At 60.5% G+C, this 15,762-nt stretch carries 19 protein-coding genes; 9 read left to right on the top strand and 10 right to left on the bottom strand.

Annotation, left to right across the window (positions count from 1 at the left end):
* Positions 1–3: 3 nt before the first annotated feature.
* From MRBLPB4O_RS10660 to MRBLPB4O_RS10645, 4 genes are read right to left on the bottom strand one after another with little or no spacing between them, the layout of a single operon-like run.
* Complete coding sequence (locus MRBLPB4O_RS10660) at positions 4–1,230, bottom strand: hybrid sensor histidine kinase/response regulator (protein WP_341798372.1); 1,227 nt, start codon at positions 1,228–1,230, stop codon at positions 4–6.
* Complete coding sequence (locus tag MRBLPB4O_RS10655; RefSeq protein WP_341798371.1) at positions 1,224–1,799, bottom strand: chemotaxis protein CheB; 576 nt, start codon at positions 1,797–1,799, stop codon at positions 1,224–1,226. Before MRBLPB4O_RS10655 ends, MRBLPB4O_RS10660 begins: the two co-directional genes overlap by 7 nt.
* Positions 1,796–2,617, bottom strand: coding sequence for a protein-glutamate O-methyltransferase CheR (locus tag MRBLPB4O_RS10650; protein WP_341798370.1), 822 nt, complete (start codon positions 2,615–2,617; stop codon positions 1,796–1,798). Before MRBLPB4O_RS10650 ends, MRBLPB4O_RS10655 begins: the two co-directional genes overlap by 4 nt.
* Positions 2,614–6,081 carry a response regulator gene (locus MRBLPB4O_RS10645; RefSeq protein WP_341798369.1) on the bottom strand — a complete coding sequence of 1,156 codons (3,468 nt, stop codon included), beginning with the start codon at positions 6,079–6,081 and terminating at the stop codon, positions 2,614–2,616. The genes MRBLPB4O_RS10650 and MRBLPB4O_RS10645 overlap by 4 nt, the downstream gene beginning before the upstream one ends.
* A 241-nt stretch (positions 6,082–6,322) precedes the next feature.
* Between MRBLPB4O_RS10645 and MRBLPB4O_RS10640 the strand changes: the two genes are divergently transcribed.
* A complete protein-coding gene (locus MRBLPB4O_RS10640) occupies positions 6,323–6,673 on the top strand; it encodes a response regulator (protein WP_341798368.1) in 351 nt (116 codons plus the stop codon).
* Between the two features lie 68 nt (positions 6,674–6,741).
* Here the strand turns inward: MRBLPB4O_RS10640 and cobF are convergent, their stop codons facing one another.
* On the bottom strand, positions 6,742–7,491 hold the full coding sequence (gene cobF / locus MRBLPB4O_RS10635) for a precorrin-6A synthase (deacetylating) (protein WP_341798367.1): 750 nt from the start codon (positions 7,489–7,491) through the stop codon (positions 6,742–6,744).
* Positions 7,492–7,558: 67 nt separating this feature from the next.
* Positions 7,559–8,848, bottom strand: a complete 1,290-nt coding sequence (locus MRBLPB4O_RS10630; RefSeq protein ID WP_341798366.1) for an OprD family porin — start codon at positions 8,846–8,848, stop codon at positions 7,559–7,561.
* A gap of 361 nt (positions 8,849–9,209) precedes the next feature.
* On the opposite strand from MRBLPB4O_RS10630, the gene MRBLPB4O_RS10625 reads away from it, so the two are divergent.
* The 3 genes from MRBLPB4O_RS10625 (at position 9,210) to MRBLPB4O_RS10615 (ending at position 10,659) form a co-directional block, all read left to right on the top strand.
* Complete coding sequence (locus tag MRBLPB4O_RS10625; RefSeq protein ID WP_338744391.1) at positions 9,210–9,569, top strand: histone-like nucleoid-structuring protein, MvaT/MvaU family; 360 nt, start codon at positions 9,210–9,212, stop codon at positions 9,567–9,569.
* 222 nt (positions 9,570–9,791) lie between these two features.
* Positions 9,792–10,319 carry a lactoylglutathione lyase gene (gene gloA / locus MRBLPB4O_RS10620; RefSeq protein ID WP_043196134.1) on the top strand — a complete coding sequence of 176 codons (528 nt, stop codon included), beginning with the start codon at positions 9,792–9,794 and terminating at the stop codon, positions 10,317–10,319.
* A 97-nt stretch (positions 10,320–10,416) separates the two neighbouring features.
* Positions 10,417–10,659 (top strand): hypothetical protein, encoded by a 243-nt coding sequence (locus tag MRBLPB4O_RS10615; protein ID WP_341798365.1) that lies wholly within the window; start codon positions 10,417–10,419, stop codon positions 10,657–10,659.
* 64 nt (positions 10,660–10,723) lie between these two features.
* Here MRBLPB4O_RS10615 and MRBLPB4O_RS10610 read toward each other — a convergent pair whose 3' ends face one another.
* Positions 10,724–11,545 (bottom strand): shikimate 5-dehydrogenase, encoded by an 822-nt coding sequence (locus tag MRBLPB4O_RS10610; protein WP_341798364.1) that lies wholly within the window; start codon positions 11,543–11,545, stop codon positions 10,724–10,726.
* A gap of 161 nt (positions 11,546–11,706) precedes the next feature.
* Here MRBLPB4O_RS10610 and MRBLPB4O_RS10605 point away from each other — a divergent pair, with 161 nt between their 5' ends.
* Positions 11,707–12,051, top strand: coding sequence for a hypothetical protein (locus MRBLPB4O_RS10605; protein WP_341798363.1), 345 nt, complete (start codon positions 11,707–11,709; stop codon positions 12,049–12,051).
* Positions 12,052–12,145: 94 nt separating this feature from the next.
* The gene (locus MRBLPB4O_RS10600; protein WP_016499110.1) at positions 12,146–12,328 is read left to right on the top strand and encodes a hypothetical protein; all 183 of its coding nucleotides are present in this window, start codon (positions 12,146–12,148) and stop codon (positions 12,326–12,328) included.
* 97 nt (positions 12,329–12,425) lie between these two features.
* On the opposite strand, the gene MRBLPB4O_RS10595 is transcribed toward MRBLPB4O_RS10600, so the two are convergent.
* Positions 12,426–12,740, bottom strand: a complete 315-nt coding sequence (locus MRBLPB4O_RS10595) for a chemotaxis protein (RefSeq protein ID WP_341798362.1) — start codon at positions 12,738–12,740, stop codon at positions 12,426–12,428.
* Positions 12,741–12,904: 164 nt separating this feature from the next.
* On the opposite strand from MRBLPB4O_RS10595, the gene MRBLPB4O_RS10590 reads away from it, so the two are divergent.
* Positions 12,905–13,729, top strand: a complete 825-nt coding sequence (locus tag MRBLPB4O_RS10590; protein ID WP_341798872.1) for a S24 family peptidase — start codon at positions 12,905–12,907, stop codon at positions 13,727–13,729.
* Positions 13,730–13,767: 38 nt separating this feature from the next.
* Here MRBLPB4O_RS10590 and MRBLPB4O_RS10585 read toward each other — a convergent pair whose 3' ends face one another.
* A complete protein-coding gene (locus MRBLPB4O_RS10585) occupies positions 13,768–14,091 on the bottom strand; it encodes a DUF1654 domain-containing protein (RefSeq protein WP_049276605.1) in 324 nt (107 codons plus the stop codon).
* A 242-nt stretch (positions 14,092–14,333) separates the two neighbouring features.
* Between MRBLPB4O_RS10585 and MRBLPB4O_RS10580 the strand changes: the two genes are divergently transcribed.
* Together MRBLPB4O_RS10580 and MRBLPB4O_RS10575 are read left to right on the top strand one after the other, a co-directional pair.
* The gene (locus MRBLPB4O_RS10580) at positions 14,334–15,008 is read left to right on the top strand and encodes a polysaccharide lyase family 7 protein (protein WP_341798361.1); all 675 of its coding nucleotides are present in this window, start codon (positions 14,334–14,336) and stop codon (positions 15,006–15,008) included.
* 187 nt (positions 15,009–15,195) lie between these two features.
* Complete coding sequence (locus MRBLPB4O_RS10575; protein ID WP_341798360.1) at positions 15,196–15,432, top strand: hypothetical protein; 237 nt, start codon at positions 15,196–15,198, stop codon at positions 15,430–15,432.
* Positions 15,433–15,561: 129 nt separating this feature from the next.
* On the opposite strand, the gene MRBLPB4O_RS10570 is transcribed toward MRBLPB4O_RS10575, so the two are convergent.
* Positions 15,562–15,759 carry a hypothetical protein gene (locus MRBLPB4O_RS10570; protein ID WP_341798359.1) on the bottom strand — a complete coding sequence of 66 codons (198 nt, stop codon included), beginning with the start codon at positions 15,757–15,759 and terminating at the stop codon, positions 15,562–15,564.
* Between the last annotated feature and the right edge of the window lie 3 nt (positions 15,760–15,762).

Genomic DNA, 15,762 nt, shown 5'->3' with positions numbered 1-15,762 from the left:
GGCTTACGCAGAGGTTGCCCGAGCCTGGTCGTTTTGTTCTTTGAATGTTGCCAGCGGCAATTGCAGGGTGAATGTGGCGCCCTTGCCTTCCTCGCTTTCAACCCGTATCCGGCCACCGTGCGCCTGCACGATCTGTTCGGAGATGTACAACCCCAAACCCAAGCCCCCGGTGGCTTGCTGGGCAGCGACCCGCTCGAATTGCTGGAAGATCCGCTGCTGGTTGGCGGCGCTGATACCGATGCCGTGGTCCTGCACCTGCACCCAGGCCATGCCCTCCTGCTCGAACACCCGCACCTGCACCGGTTTGCGTTCGCCGTAACGCATGGCATTGGACAACAGGTTGGCCACTACTTGTTCAATCCGGAATTCGTCCCACTCACCCTTCAATGCTTCACAGCGCTGCAGTTCGATGTGTGTTTCCAGGGCCATCGCCTGGGCGGTGAAGTTTTCCACCAACCCGCGCACCAGTTGGCCGAGGTCGAACAGCCTGGGACGCAGCGACAATTTACCGGTACGGATGCGCGAAACATCCAGCATGTCTTCGACCAACCGGATCAGGCTGTTGATCTGCCGCTCGTCGCGCTCGACCATGGCCTGCAGCTTGTCGGCGCTGAAGGCATCCAGGTTGCCCCGTGCCAGGTGCATCTTGCGCAACTGGGTTTCCAGGATCAGACCATTGAGCGGCGTACGCACTTCGTGGGAGACGATCGACATGAAGTCGTCACGCATGCGCACTGCATGCTCCAGCTCACATCGCGCCACCTGCAGCTGGCTGAGCAACAGCTCCTGCTCCTGGCGGCTATGCTCCAGGGCTTCCAGCTGCCGGCCCAGCACCTTGCGCTGGCGGAACAGGTCGACGAACACCGAGACCTTGCTTTTTACCGCCAGGGTATCGAGCGGCTTGTGCAGAAAGTCCACGGCGCCGCTCTCGTAGCCCTTGAAGGCATAGTTCATCTCGCGACCTGCGGCGCTGACGAAAACGATCGGGATGTTCTTGGTCTTGTCGGTGCCGCGCATCAGCTCCGCAAGTTCGAAACCGTTCATGCCCGGCATCTGCACATCCAGGATGGCCAGCGCGAACTCGTGCTCGAGCAGCAACGACAACGCCGCTTCGGCAGACTGGGCCTGGTGCACCTCGCGGTCGTCGCCCTGGATCAGGGCATCGAGCGCCAGCAGGTTTTCCGGCAGGTCGTCGACAATCAGCAGTTTGGCGGTGGTGTGGCTTAGCATGCGCTGTATTCCAGGGTCGCGAGCAGCTGCCCGATACCACTCAGAGTAAGGATATGGTCGGGCTGGTGCAGGGCCAGGGCGGCCTCCGGCATCAGGGCGACCTGTGCGTCGCGAGGGTCTTGGACTATCGTGCGGCCCCCATTGTTCTTGATATAGGCAAGGCCCCTGGCGCCGTCTTCGTTGGCACCGGTGAGCAGCACGCCAAGCAGGCCGTCGCCATAGGCATCGGCCGCCGAGATGAACAGAAAATCGATTGCTGGACGCGAGAAATGAACGGGTTCTTCCTGGCTCAGCGACAGCGTCAGGTCGTGCTCCACCGACAGGTGGTAACTCGGACCCGCCACATAGATCTGCCCGCTGCTGATGCGTTCCTTGTCACGTGCCTCGTGCACCGGCCGATGCAGCCGACGCTGCAGCACTTCGGCCAGTTGGCTATGGCGGTCGTCCGGCAGGTGCAGCACGCAGAGCACGGGTAGGGCAAACGCAGGTGACAGCGCGCCGAGCACTTCAAACAATGCCGCCACGCCTCCAGCCGAGGCGCCGATCACCACTGCGCGTACGCCGTTCATGATTTCCGGAAGATCCGTTCGGGCTTGACCAGCGGCTCGAACCGGTCGCTGTAGGCCGAAAAGTCCACCGACTCCTTGCTGCCCAGCACCAGGAAACCCCGGTGGCAGAGCGACTCATGGAATAGCCCGAGGGCGCGGTCCTGCAGCTCCTTGTTGAAGTAGATCAGCACATTGCGGCACGACACCAGCTGGGTCTCGGAGAACACGCTGTCGGTGGCCAGGCTGTGGTCGGCGAAGGTCACGTTGTCGCGCAGGCTGCTGTCCATGATGGCGTTGCCATAGGCCGCTGTGTAGTACTCGGTAAAGTCACGACGGCCGCCGGCCAGACGGTAGTTTTCCTCGTACTCGCGCATGCTCTGCATCGAGTAGATACCCTGCTTGGCCCGGTCCAGCGAATGCGGGTTGATGTCGGTGGCGTAGATGATGGTGCGCTCGAGCAGGCCCTCCTCACGCAACAGGATGGCCATCGAATACACCTCCTCGCCTGTGCTGCAGCCCGCGATCCAGACCTTGATCGAGGGCCAGGTACGCAGCAGCGGCACCACTTCGTTGCGCACGGCAAGGAAGTGGTCAGGGTCGCGGAACATCTCGCTGACCGGGATCGTCAGGTACTGCAGCAACTGCATGAACATGCCGGGGTCGTGCAGTACGCGCTCCTGCAGCGCCGATACCGTCAGGCAGTCGAACTGGCGCAGCGCATGCAGGATCCGGCGCTTGATCGAGGCGCCGGAATAATTGCGAAAATCGTAGCTGTACTTGAGGTAGATGGCCTCGATCAGCAAGCGGATTTCAATGTCGGTGTTACGTTCGCTAATCAAATTCGCTCCAGTTGCGGCAGCCATACACGAATCAACGAGAACAAACGGTCCAGGTCGATCGGTTTGGCCAGGTAATCATTGGCTCCGGCCTGCAGGCAACGCTGCTGGTCATCCTTCATGGCCTTGGCGGTCACGGCGATGATCGGCAGTTTGCGCCAGCGCGGTTGCTGGCGGATCAGCCGGGTGGCCTCGAAGCCGTCCATTTCCGGCATCATCACGTCCATCAGCACCAGGTCGATGTCGTCATGCTGCTCCAGGCGCTCGATGGCCTCGCGGCCGTTACGGCCAATCTCGACGATGGCACCCTTGTGCTCCAGGGCACTGGTCAGGGCGAAGATATTACGCACGTCGTCGTCCACCAGCAGCACCTTGCGCCCCTCGAACACCTTGTCGCGGCTACGCGCAGTCTTGAGCATGCGCTGGCGTTCGTTGGACAGCTGCGATTCTACCTTGTGCAGGAACAGCGTCACTTCGTCGAGCAGGCGCTCCGGCGAACGCGCGCCCTTGATGATGATCGACCGCGAGTACTTGAGCAGATCGGCTTCTTCTTCGCGGGTCAGGTTGCGCCCGGTGTACACGATTACTGGCGGGAAGGAGCGGATATCCTCGGCGGTCATGCGCTTGAGCAGCTCGTTACCGAGCATGTCGGGCAGCTTGAGGTCGATGATCATGCAGTCGTAGATGTTCTCGCGCAACAGCGCCAAGGCATCCTGAGCCATGGCCACGGCAGTGATCTCGATGTCGTCGTCGCCAATCAGCCGGGCGATGCTTTCGCGCTGCAGGTCGTCGTCCTCCACCAGCAGGATATGCTTGAGCTTTTGCGTAAGCTTGGCTTCCAGGCGAGCGAAGACTTCCTTGAGCTCCTCGCGGCTGGTGGGCTTCACCGCATACCCCACCGCGCCCATGTGCATGGCCGCCTCGACGCGGTCTTCCACCGAAATGATGTGCACCGGGATATGGCGGGTGCCGGCCTGCTCCTTGAGGCGCTGCAGCACGGTCAGGCCCGAGTGGTCGGGCAGGCGCATGTCCAGCAGGATGGCATCCGGTATGTACTGGGCCGCCAGTTCGAAGCCTTCGTCGGCACCATGAGCCACCAGGCAGCTGTAGCCCAGTTCGTGCGCAAGGTCAAAGAGGATGCGGGCAAAGTTGGGCTCGTCTTCGATCACCAGAATGCACCGGGTATCGAAGGGTGCCCGCTCGCGGTCGTCGGCAAAGGTCGGTGCCGGGCGCATGGCAGCAGAGGACACCGGCACTTGCGGTGCAGGCGGCAACGCGTCGACGGCAGGGCGCAGGCTTTGCGGCTCGATGTCTTCGGCCTCGGCGGCGTAGCGTTCCGGCAGAATCAGGCTGAACACACTGCCTTGGCCAGGGGTGCTTTCGACATTGATCTGGCCACCGAGCAAATGCGCCAGGTCACGGGAGATCGACAGGCCCAGGCCGGTGCCACCGTAGCGGCGGTTACTGGTGCCATCGACCTGATGGAAGGCGCCGAAGATCGCCTGCTGCTGATCGGCAGCAATACCGATGCCGCTGTCGCGCACGGCGAACACGATACCGCTGCCAGCCTGGAAGCTGACGTTCATGCTGACCTGGCCACGCTCGGTGAACTTGATGGCGTTGGACAACAGGTTCTTGAGGATCTGCTCCAGGCGCTGACGGTCCGTGAAGAGGGTGGCCGGCACCTGCGGCTCGACCTTGACCTCGAAGGCCAGGCCTTTGTGGCCGGCAAGCGGCTGGAACATGCCGCGCAAGCCTTCTGCCAAGCGCTCGACCTGGGTAGTTTCGGGGCGTACTTCGAGTTTGCCGGCCTCGACCTTGGCGATGTCGAGAATGTCGTTGATCAGGTTGAGCAGGTCGTTGCCGGCCGAGTAGATGGATTCGGCGAACTTGACCTGCTCCTCGCTGAGGTTGCCTTCGCCGTTTTCTGCCAACAGCTTGGCCAGGATCAACGAGCTGTTCAGCGGCGTGCGCAGCTCGTGGGACATGTTGGCGAGGAATTCGGACTTGTATTTGCTCGATCGCTGCAAATCGTCGGCGCGGGCCTGCAATTCCAGCTGCGCCCGGCCCAGTTCATCGTTCTTGCGGTCGAGCGCATCGGTGCGTTCCGACAACTGCTCATTGGTCTGCTCCAGCTCGGCCTGTTGGGTCTCCAGGTGGGCTTGGGACTCCTTAAGCACTCGTGACTGCTCTTCAAGCTCTTCGTTGGCAGTCTTGAGTTCTTCCTGCTGCACCTGCAGCTCTTCATTCAGTTGCTGGGTTTCGGCCAGCACTTCCTGCAGGCGCTGACGATAACGGGCGCTTTCGATGGACATGCCGAGGTTGCCGCCGACGCGTTCCAGCAGCTCTTCATCGCGTTCTTGCAGGGGGCGCAGGAAACCCAGCTCAATCACCCCGTTGATCTGACCGTCTTCGGTGGCCGGCATCAGCAGCGCACTGCGCGGCAAGCCGCTGCCCAGGCCGGAACTGAGGCGATAGAAGTCTTCTGGCAGGTCGTCCAGGCGCAAAAGGCGGCCTTCGCGCACCGCCTGGGCCAACAGGCCGTCGTGGTCCAGCCTGATCTGCTCGCGGGCCTGCTCTTCGGCGCCCATGCCATAACAGGCCACGCGCACCAGGCGGCCATGCTCGTCGCGCACATACACGGCGCCCACCACGCTGCCCAGATAAGAAGCGAAGAAGCGCAGGATGTTGTCGCCGAGCATGGGCAAGGTCAGTTGACCGAGCACCTGTTGAGCCAGCTGGGTCTGGCCGTTGCGCAACCAGGCCTGGTGCTCCAGACGCTGCGCCGAGCGCTGCTGGGCCTGAAGGTTTTCATCGTAGCTGGTCGACAGGGCCAGCAGGTCTCGACGGCCGAGGTACGCCAGCAAACCACTGAGGCTGACGATGAACAGCACGAAGGCCGAAATCGCCGTCACAGTAACCGAGCTGACTGTTTCGTTCCGGGCCATGCGCAGCTGTTGTTCGGTGCTGATCAGGCCATCGAATTCCTTGCGGATTTCATCGGTGATGCGCTTGCCCCGGCCATTGCCGATTGAGGCCTGGTAATCGCCCTGGCTGCGGCGCAGGGTGATCATCTCGTTGCCGAAGTCGTTCCAGGCGTGCTGCAAGGCAATCAGCCGGTCGATGCGATCAACCTGCTGCGGGTTGTCCTCGACCATCGCGCGCAGGCTTTGCAGGCTACCGAGAATACGTGGCTTGGCCACCTCGTAGGGGTCAAGGAAACGCTCGTCACCCGTGATCAGGAAGCCGCGCATACCGGTTTCCATGTCGATCGACAGTTTGACCGTCTCGTTGGCATTGCCGATCACCCGGTCGGTATGCTCGACCCACTGCATGGCCGAAAGCAGGTAATTGATAACCGCGACGAAGGCCACCGCGCCCAGCAGGCCAACCCCCAAGGGTAGGCCGATGTTACGGCTCAACAGTTTGCGGAAGCTTCGCTGGTCCATCGAGGCTGCTTGAATCATGTGAAAACGCCCGAGCAAGAAAAGTCCATTGGAAAAGAGTGGCGGATTGTTGTTATCTGCCACTGCGCCGTCCTGATAAGCGAGTCTAACCAGCTTTACCGGGTCTGGCAGGGCATTTAGCCAGTATTTGAAGGCGCAGTGCGCCAATCGTTCCATCTGATTGCAGGGATCGGTATCCTCGGGAACTTCTGCTGCCAACCGGAGCACAGATTAAAGACATTCATTGCACAGGACCCAAGCCATGCACCTTCTGGTAGTCGAAGATGACGACATCGTCCGTATGCTGATGGTCGAAGTGCTCGACGAGTTGGGCTACTCGGTCATCGAAGCCGAAGACGCCGCAGCCGCGCTGCGCGTGCTCGAAGACCCGAACCAGACACTGGCACTGATGATGACCGATGTGGGTTTGCCGGACATGCGCGGTGAGGTACTGGCGGTTAAAGCACGCGAGTTGCGCCCGTTGCTGCCCGTGCTGTTCGCCAGTGGCTATGCCGACAGTATCAATGTGCCCGAGGGCATGCACCTGATCGGCAAGCCGTTCAGCATCGACCAGTTGCGCGACAAGGTGATGGCCATTCTCGGTCCGGTTTGAGATTGGGGCGGCCTGGGCCGGCCCCTTCGCGGGTTTACCCGCGAAGCGGCCAGTACAGGCAACACAGCTCACAGCTCCCTGCGCAATAGATAGGTATCCATGATCCACCCCTTGCGCCGCCTCTCCTGCTCCCGCACTTCCAGTATGCGTGCCTTCACCGCCTGCAAGGGCCCGGCAATCAGCACTTCATCCTCGGTCCCCAGGTACGCGCCCCAGTAGATCACCAGCTCCGGGTCATCAAGCTGGGCAAACGCGCACTGCCCGTCGAGCATTACCACCACATTGTCGATAGGCCCCTGCCCGGCCAGGCGCCGCCCTGGCAGCACGGTCAGAGGCTCGCCGATGCGGTTGAGCGGCACCTGGTGCCGCGCCGCCAGCGCCTGCACACTGCTGATGCCAGGGATTATCTGCAGGCGCAGCGCCACGCCGCGTTCGCGGACCAGATCGAGAATACGCAGGGTGCTGTCGTACAGGGTCGGCTCGCCCCACAGCAGAAAAGCGCCGGTTTCCCCATCGCCAATCTCTCGCTCGATCAGCTGGGCGTACAGCGCAGCACGCTGCCGGTGCCAGTCCTGCACCGCGCCAAGGTAGTCATCCGCCTGGCCATCGCGCGAGGGGTCGGCCACCTGCACCAGGCGATAGCCACCTTCGGGACGGTAACGTTGCACAATGGCCTTGCGCAGGCGTACCAGTTCATCCTTGTCGCTGCCCTTGTCGAGCACGAAGAACACACAAGCGCTACGCAGCGCATCAACGGCTTCATACGTGATCTGGCGCGGGTCACCCGCGCCAATTCCGATCAACAACAGGTCTTTCATCGCCCTGCCCTTTGCGGGAACCAGCAGCCATTGTCAGGCGGCTACTGGTATTTGGCAAAATGCCCGCTTAGAAGATCGAGAAGTTGTAGCTGACAATGACCCGTGTTTCATCCATGTCACGCGCCCACTTTTCATAGTTGCTGCGGTAGGTGGAATTACGCAGGCGCACGCTGACATCCTTGAAAGTGCCACTTTGCACCTGGTACTTGAACTCGGTGTCGCGCTCCCATTCCTTGCCTTCGGCGCTGCTGCCCGGCACCTTTATATTGTCGCCGTTGATGTACCGGGTGAAGAAGGTCAGGCCGGGCACGCCCAGCGCCTTGAAGTCATAGTCGTAACGCACCTGCCAGGAACGCTCCTGAGCGGCGGCGAAGTCGTTGACCTGGGCATAGTTGACCAGGTACGGGTTGCTGCCATCCAGGTAGGGCATGGCGCTGTCGCCATACATCCGCTGCCAGCCGGCACTGATCTTGTGGCCGCCCAGGCTGTAGCCGAGCATGCCGCTGAAGGCGCGATGGTCGATTGCACCCGCGCGGGCATTGCCAATGTCATCACTCTTGATCAGGCGCAGGTCGGCCGACAGGCTGCCCACCGCCAACGGCTGGCTGGCGACCAGGCCGAGGAAGTGCTGGCGGTAGATGTTTTCCAGCTTGGCCACCTGGTACTGGGCACTGATTCGCTCGTTGAAGCGGTAATCGACACCGGCCAGGTCGAAGTGGTCGGCTTCTGTATCGCAGGCATAGCGCTTGTTCTTGCAGTGCACGCGAATGTCCTGGCGGTCGGTGGAATCCCGCGCTGTGTATTTGTCCAGGCGGGCCAGGGTGAACTTCAAGTCGCGCACTTCCTCAGACGTGAGCATGGCGCCATGGAACATGGTAGGCAGCAGGCGGCCATCGTTGTATTTGAGCAAGGGCACATCGGGCATCATCGAGCCGTACTTGAACACGGTATTGGACACTTTGACCTTGGCCGCCAGCCCCATCTTCGCGTACTGGTCAGCCGAGTGCCGAGGATCATGCCCGGAAGAAGGCAGCAAGCCGCTGTTACTGTCGGCCGGGCTGGAGTCGAGTTTGAAACCGAACATGCCCAGCGCATCCACGCCAAAACCTACCGGGCCCTGGGTATAACCCGACTGGACATTAAGGATGAAACCTTGCGCCCATTCTTCCCGCTTGGACGCACCTTGGCTGGAACTGCTATGGCCGTCACGAAAATCCCGGTTGAAATAGACATTGCGTGCTTCAATCTTGGCGCTGCTGTCTTCAAGAAAACCGGCGGCCTGGGCGTTGACGCCGGCACACAACAGGAACAGGCCGGCAACACGGCGCCCAGGGGCGAGGGGGAAAGGGGAAAACATGCGAGGAAACATCCAGAATCAAAGGCGAGTTAACACACTGTGGCACGAACTGGCCACGGCACTGCGACAAGGCCGAACAATCGCCGGCCATCATCTGAAATGATCGCGCAAAGGCTCTGGCACAGGCCATTGGACCATGGTCTAAACGTGCCGAAGGGCAGGTGCAAAAAACCCGGAAAATACCGCACGCAAAACTAGGAAAGTTCCCGCCTTACTTACAAAAGTTAGCAGTTTACCAAGTACCCATGAATGACTACACTCGATATCAGCGAACAGCGGAACCCACCCGCGTGGCTGGCGTTTTTATGCGTATTCAATGTTCGTCACGCCCTGCCACGACCGACGTACAGGAGTGATTACAGTGTCCAGACTTGCAGAGTTTCGTGCTGCCGAAAAAGCGCTCCAGGAGCAGATGGCGCAACTGGAAGCCTTGAAAAAGGATGCCGGCCTCAAACGCGAAATCGAATTCGAGCAGAAACTAGTCGGCCTGATGAAAAGCTATGACAAGAGCCTGCGCGATATCATCGCCATCCTCGACCCCAAGGCGGTAAGCAGGGGTACCAGCACAGCGCCCAAGCAACAGCGCCGCCCGCGCGTGGTAAAGGTTTATCAGAACCCGCACACCGGCGAGCGGATCGAGACCAAAGGTGGCAACCACCGGGGCCTCAAGGCCTGGAAAGAACAGTACGGGGGCGCCACGGTAGAAAGCTGGGTACGCTGATGAAACGTCCACACTTGCTTCACACTTTTTTCACAAGGGCTGGCTCAGTATCGAGACAGCTAAAGGACTAGCGACCCCACGCGCCCGCACATGCGGGCCTCTAATTCTAGCGCCCTGCCTTGTGCAGGGCGCTTTCATTTGCGCAATCAGCGCACTGCCGTATCATGGCCAGCCTGTCTGTTTTGCCGGTGCCCTGCGCCCGGCCCCGTCTCAGGAGTTCCCATGAGCCTGCACGATCTGCAAACCCTGCCTGGCGTCACCGCCCAACCGGATGCCGCTACCGCCCAATTCGTCTTCAACCACACCATGCTGCGGGTCAAGGACATCGAGAAGTCGCTGGACTTCTACACCCGCGTGCTGGGCTTCCGCCTGGTGGACAAGCGCGATTTCCCGGAAGCCGCCTTCAGCCTGTACTTCCTGGCCCTGGTTGACCCGGCGCAGATTCCCGCCGATGACGCCGCACGCCACCAGTGGATGAAGTCGATCCCTGGCGTACTGGAGCTGACCCACAACCACGGCACCGAAAACGATGCCGAGTTTGCTTACCACAACGGCAACACCGACCCGCGCGGGTTTGGCCACATCTGCATCTCCGTGCCGGATGTGCGCGCCGCCTGTGCGCGCTTCGAAGCACTGGAAGTACCCTTCCAGAAACGCCTGCAGGACGGGCGCATGAACCACCTGGCCTTCGTCAAGGACCCGGACGGTTACTGGGTCGAAGTGATCCAGCCGACCGAGCTCAAGGGCTAAGCGTTCGTCGCCGTTCGCTCGTCGGGCCGGGAACTCCCGGCCCCTTGCTGTGGTATATGAAGGTAACTGCTTCACATGCCACAGCGAGGTAAGGACGATGCAATCTCTTCACTGTGAATACCGCGAGCACACCATCACCGCCAGCGTGATGCCCCACCCCGACTCCCCCCTGCCCTATGCCGCCGGCTGCCTGATCACCGCGCCCGACGGGCATACCAGCAAGCGCCTGTCGATGCCGATGAAGTTTTTCTCCAGCCTTGAGAATGCGCAGCATGTGTCGCTGGCCCATGGCCGCGCCCTGGTCGACCAGCAGCTGGATGACGGGCACAGGGTGTTCTGACCCTTCTATGGTCTGTACTGGCCCTTTCGCGGCTAAAGCCGCGAAGGGGCCAGCACAGGAGTAACTAGATATCCCGGGCGTAAGCCACTGCGGCATCCACCTGCGCCCGCGTCGGCCTGATACCCGTGTACAGCACAAACTGCTCCAGCGCCTGCAGCGCAATGACCTCCAACCCGGTGATCACCGGCTTGCCCAAGGCCTGGGCCCGGCGGATCAACGGCGTCTGTGCCGGCATCGCCACCACATCGAACACCCGCTCCGCCGCCGCTATGGCCTGCTCGGCAAACGCCAGCGCCTCTGCCTCCGGCCCGCCTGCCATACCGATCGGCGTCACGTTCACCAGCATCGGCGGGCAGATGTCGCCCAGCTCCGCCACCCATCGATAGCCGCACACATCCGCCAGTTGCCGACCGGCCTGCTCGTTGCGCGCAACGATGATGCCTTCTGCAAAGCCGGCATCACGCAGGGCACTGGCCACGGCCTTGGCCATCCCACCACTGCCACGCAAGGCAAAGGCGGTGCCCGGATCGACCTGATGCTGCGCCAGCAACTGGCGCACGGCCAGGTAATCGGTGTTGTAGGCTTTCAGGTGGCCATCGGTATTGACCAAGGTATTGACCGACTCGATGGCCGCTGCCGACGGGTCGATTTCGTCGACCAGTGCCATGCAGGCCTCCTTGTACGGCATCGACACGCCGCAACCGCGGATACCCAGCGCGCGGATCCCCGCCACCGCCGCAGGCAGGTCATCGGTGCGCATGGCCTTGTAGTAGAAGTCCAGGCCCAACTGCTGGTACAGGTGGTTGTGAAAACGAACGCCGAAGGTGCCGGGGCGCCCGGCCAGGGAGATGCACAGCACGGTATCCCTGCTGGGAGTTGTCGACATAACCTGCTCCTTTGTCATAACTGAAACGTTTGTTCAGCGTAACAGAGCCAACCACTGGTCGTCCCTTACACAACCTTTACCGTTCCCCTGTGCTCAGCTGACAGAGACTGGAGTCATATTAATAAGGCCCCGAACGTGGGGTTTCTCTGCGAGGTTGCTTTATGAACCGTCACATTCCCGGAATCGCCCTGCTGGTCGGCGCCTTGGCCATCAGCGGGCCCGCTGCTGCCCACGGCGGCCATGGCGGCGGTGGCTGGTATGGGCCGGGCCCGCTCCTGGGTGCGGCGGTGGTCGGCGCAGTGGTCGGCGCGACGGTTTATGGCGGGCGTGACCGTACGGTGTACGTCGAACGCCAGCCGGTCTATTACGCGCCGCCGCCGGTGTACGTGCAACCACCGCCGCAGCCGGTGTATTACCAGCCGTACTACGCGCCGGCGCCACCGCCCCCAGGCTACCGCACCTACTACGGCCCGCCCCCGGTGTATTACGGCCCACCGCGCTGGTAACGGTTGATAGAACTAATGACCACTATCGAGGAAGTTGATTTCAAACCGCCCAGGCCGCTGCGTATGGTAGAGCCATGTTTCACAGGAGGTCCTCATGGCCACTATCCAGATCATGTCCGTTGTCGGCAGCGCCGTCCCCACTTCACTGCGTGAGCAGGGCCTGCTGGCATGCTGGTACCTGGTGCGCAACGGCGAAGCCGTGAGCGGGCCAATGCCATCCCTTGCCTCGGCCCAAGCCCTGGCTGAACAGCTGCAACCAGGCACCCTGGTTGCCTGACCGAATTTGTTGTGCGTTGCTCCCTACGCCCTTATGGCCCGCCAATTTGGCGGGCTTTTTTTTTGGTTTTTGCCGGCCCTGTCACCTCAGTGTTGGCTCAGCGTTGTGAGCTACGCCGCAGCTGGCTGGTCAGCGCCAGTACTTTGCCTTGCAGCCGCCCTACGGTGAGCACCAGATCGTTGCGCTCCCTGGCGAACTGATCAGCTTTGGCTTCTGCCTCTCGGCGGGCGTCCCGCTCACTATCCAGCAACTCGGTCAGGCGGCGGATAACTGCAATATCTGCGTTGTCCATCGCACGCTCGGCTGCATCCCGGGACAGCCACTTGCGCAGCCATAGAAATGCACCTAGCAACACAGTGCCCGTGCCGCTCAGCCAAGTGACTGTGCCCGGGCCGAGGTCGGTCGGATCCATGTAAACCTCATTACCGATGATGATGCGACGAGCCCTGGACAAAAATGCCTCAGTGGCTTTTCTTGTTGATGGATTTAATTTAGCCTACAGCTAACATTTCAACAAGAGCTAATTTAGCCATGCGCACATTTAGCAGCAAGCTAAACACTGGCATGCTTCGCCCTATGGACATCTACGACATTCGCAAGCACAACCTGGTCAAGCTTATCGGCAGCCAGAAGAAGGGATCCTGCGCAGAACGCTGGGGGATGGCGCCTGCACACCTGAGCCAGATTCTTTCCGACAAGACCGCGAAAAACCTGGGCGATGATGTGGCCCGCAGAATCGAGGGCATCGAAGACCTGCCCCGGGGTTGGTTCGACGCACTGTCGGCAGGCGACCCCGTGCAGCCGTCGGTCGAAGCGGGCGAAGGCAAGCTTTCGGCGGCCGACCTGGTCAAGCAGATGCTTGCCCGAAGCGGCAAGGGAATCCCTGAAGAAACCCGGCAAAGGTTGCTGGCCGCTGCAGAAGAACCGCAGGATGCCACGCTGGTAAAGGCTGACTTTGTTCGCCCGGGCCTGGTCGGTGACGAAGTGTGGATCGCCCACTACGATGTGCGGGCCGCCATGGGCGGCGGCCAGATCCCCCACGACTACCCTGAGATGTTCAAGGATGTTCGCGTCAGCCCCAGCCATCTTCGCGAGCTGGGTGTGGCGTTCACTGAACACCACCACCTGAAGATGATCACCGGCTGGGGTCAGTCGATGGAGCCGACCATCAAGCACCGCGACCCGCTGATCGTCGATGTCAGCATCCGCGAGTTTGTCGGCGATGGCATCTACTTCTTCTCTTGGGGTGATCACATCTACATCAAGCGATTGCAGATCGCTGACGATGACCACTTCGAGATGATTTCCGACAACTCGCGGCACAAGGACCGCATGATTCGCCGGGAAGAAACCTACATTCAGGCCAGGGTGCTGTTGGTGTGGAATGCGCACCTGGTATGAAGCCGAAGCCCGCCACCCAGGCGGGCTTTGCATAACGCTCAGAAAGGCGCTGCCGCTTCAACCTCCTCCTTGCTGAACTGCTCGACGATAAAGTCGTCACGCTCCTCCACACTGCTACGCTCCCAGCGCACGGTGACGCTTTCGTCGTCGTTGAACGTCAGGTCCAACTCTGGCGTGTCGGACAGCAGGCCCATCACTTCCTCCCACTCCGCATCACCGTCGGTATCCAGGCGATGCACAACGACCCAGCGCTGCGTCTGTGCGAGCGGGTGGTTGATCATCGACGACACCCGCAGGCTAAGCCGCTCTACTCCGGTCATTTCCTGATGCTGCTGGGGTGCTGCCTTCATGTGCTTAGACATATTCTCATCCTGATAGCTGTATATTCGTACAGTGCTCGAGGAAAGCTTATCTCACCGCCAAATCCAGCGTAAAGCCCTGTCACAGAAAAATTTCGCCAGCAGGTAATTTGTCTCAGAGCGAAATTATTTAGCTGCTGGCTATTGACCATTTTTTAGCTTGTGGCTAATGTTCAATTCGACAGCCAGATACAAGGCTGCTCGATCGGTTCGTCATTCAAGCCACTTTTTCGTCAGGAGCTCCCATGACCGTAGACATCAGCAACCTCACCATCGCCACCCCGGTGGCCGTCTCCTCAACCAATCCTGTAGCACTCGAACTCAACGGCGCCGAAGCGATCGCGCGGTTGCCGAGTGTGGTAACGGTACTCAGCGATGGCTCAATCCAGCTTTCAGCCCCTACCAAAGGTGCTTCGAGCAAAAGCACCCGCAGGACCCGCTGCGAGTGGACAGAAACCGAAGACTGGACATTGTCCAGCGCCCAGGATCACTGGAATCGCCAAACCATGACCCTGACCAAGGTCAACTCGGCGCTGAAGGTGGTGATCGCCCAGATGCACGTGCGTGGGGATGACAGCCCGCCGTTGAAGGTGTTCTGGAACAAAGGCAACATCACCCTGGGGTTTCGGCAGACCTACAACCAGACCGACCCGGTAAACTCGACTGTGCTCAAAGGGGTGCCTCTGGGGGCGCAGTTCAACGTGAGCATCCACACCACGTCTGCAGGCGTGGTGAATGTATCGGCCAAATGCAACGGGGTGTCCGGCGCCTCTGGTGATTTACAGCTCGACAGCACCTGGGCGTCGCGCCTGTTCGAATTCCACGGCGGCATCTACAACCAGGTTGACTATACCGATGCAACGCCGGCCACTGACGGCTCGGTCTGCATCATCAGCGAGCTCTCGCTGATCCATCGCTGAGCCTTGAAAGCCGGGAGGGGCATCCCGATGCCCCGCCCGTCACAGATTGCATCGGGATGCCGGCTGACCAAAAGCGCGTGGTTGACACGCGTGACACGCCACGCCATTGATTAGTCTCGATGAGTCATATTGTTGCCTTCCCGCTCTCAGACTAATAATTAGCTATCTGCCTGGGGAGGCGCGAAACATGCAACCAAGATTCGTTATCGTTCCTGCTGTGCCAGTGGAAGGCGAGTCCTTCTGCATTGGCAACCGGTTCTATGCCGCCACAACTTCGGGCGGCTTCGATATCTACGACAATCAGGAGAAACAGCGGCTCAAGCGCAGCTTTATCAACAAGTCCGAGGCCGCGACTGCGTGCGCATTGATGAACGCCGAATCACGCAATCCAGCGGCGCAGTTCCCGATCTTGCGCACAGATTGATGTGCGGTATCACGCTGCCTTAACGCTAGCGGCAGCAGCGGATCAGTCCGCCCGGTGAAGCGGCAGGAAACAGGCGCTCGAAAGGGCTTGCAGTGTCATGTCGCCGTGCCGTAAATTTGCCCGATCCTGTCATTCCTGCTGGTGTTGAGGAGTGACCTGAAGCCCAACACTTGGTTGGGCTTTTTCGTTTTTGCGACAGGGCCATTTTTCAAGGTGTGCCGATTGTTGCGATTCATTAAAAGAAAGTTCTCCAGAATGCTGCGAAAGTGGTTTGTATACCTCGCGGTTGCAGGGCTGGCGGGTAACTACAGCCGATTGTTCGATCATCTT

It is taken from the genome of Pseudomonas sp. LPB4.O, assembly GCF_038383825.1.
In the GTDB taxonomy this organism is placed as follows: Bacteria; Pseudomonadota; Gammaproteobacteria; order Pseudomonadales; family Pseudomonadaceae; genus Aquipseudomonas; species Aquipseudomonas putida.
The sequence above is the reverse complement of the archived record's forward strand: the minus strand, read 5'-3'. Positions and strand labels throughout refer to the sequence as shown.

Bases quoted from the DNA above. Each gene is read 5' to 3' on its own strand.
- MRBLPB4O_RS10660 (WP_341798372.1), bottom strand. From the start codon at position 1,230: ATGCTAAGCCACACCACCGCCAAACTGCTGATTGTCGACGACCTGCCG.
- MRBLPB4O_RS10655 (WP_341798371.1), bottom strand. From the start codon at position 1,799: ATGAACGGCGTACGCGCAGTGGTGATCGGCGCCTCGGCTGGAGGCGTG.
- MRBLPB4O_RS10645 (WP_341798369.1), bottom strand. From the start codon at position 6,081: ATGATTCAAGCAGCCTCGATGGACCAGCGAAGCTTCCGCAAACTGTTG.
- MRBLPB4O_RS10640 (WP_341798368.1), top strand. From the start codon at position 6,323: ATGCACCTTCTGGTAGTCGAAGATGACGACATCGTCCGTATGCTGATG.
- cobF (WP_341798367.1), bottom strand. From the start codon at position 7,491: ATGAAAGACCTGTTGTTGATCGGAATTGGCGCGGGTGACCCGCGCCAG.
- MRBLPB4O_RS10630 (WP_341798366.1), bottom strand. From the start codon at position 8,848: ATGTTTTCCCCTTTCCCCCTCGCCCCTGGGCGCCGTGTTGCCGGCCTG.
- gloA (WP_043196134.1), top strand. From the start codon at position 9,792: ATGAGCCTGCACGATCTGCAAACCCTGCCTGGCGTCACCGCCCAACCG.
- MRBLPB4O_RS10615 (WP_341798365.1), top strand. From the start codon at position 10,417: ATGCAATCTCTTCACTGTGAATACCGCGAGCACACCATCACCGCCAGC.
- MRBLPB4O_RS10610 (WP_341798364.1), bottom strand. From the start codon at position 11,545: ATGTCGACAACTCCCAGCAGGGATACCGTGCTGTGCATCTCCCTGGCC.
- MRBLPB4O_RS10605 (WP_341798363.1), top strand. From the start codon at position 11,707: ATGAACCGTCACATTCCCGGAATCGCCCTGCTGGTCGGCGCCTTGGCC.
- MRBLPB4O_RS10600 (WP_016499110.1), top strand. From the start codon at position 12,146: ATGGCCACTATCCAGATCATGTCCGTTGTCGGCAGCGCCGTCCCCACT.
- MRBLPB4O_RS10595 (WP_341798362.1), bottom strand. From the start codon at position 12,740: ATGGATCCGACCGACCTCGGCCCGGGCACAGTCACTTGGCTGAGCGGC.
- MRBLPB4O_RS10590 (WP_341798872.1), top strand. From the start codon at position 12,905: ATGGACATCTACGACATTCGCAAGCACAACCTGGTCAAGCTTATCGGC.
- MRBLPB4O_RS10585 (WP_049276605.1), bottom strand. From the start codon at position 14,091: ATGTCTAAGCACATGAAGGCAGCACCCCAGCAGCATCAGGAAATGACC.
- MRBLPB4O_RS10580 (WP_341798361.1), top strand. From the start codon at position 14,334: ATGACCGTAGACATCAGCAACCTCACCATCGCCACCCCGGTGGCCGTC.
- MRBLPB4O_RS10575 (WP_341798360.1), top strand. From the start codon at position 15,196: ATGCAACCAAGATTCGTTATCGTTCCTGCTGTGCCAGTGGAAGGCGAG.
- MRBLPB4O_RS10570 (WP_341798359.1), bottom strand. From the start codon at position 15,759: ATGATCGAACAATCGGCTGTAGTTACCCGCCAGCCCTGCAACCGCGAG.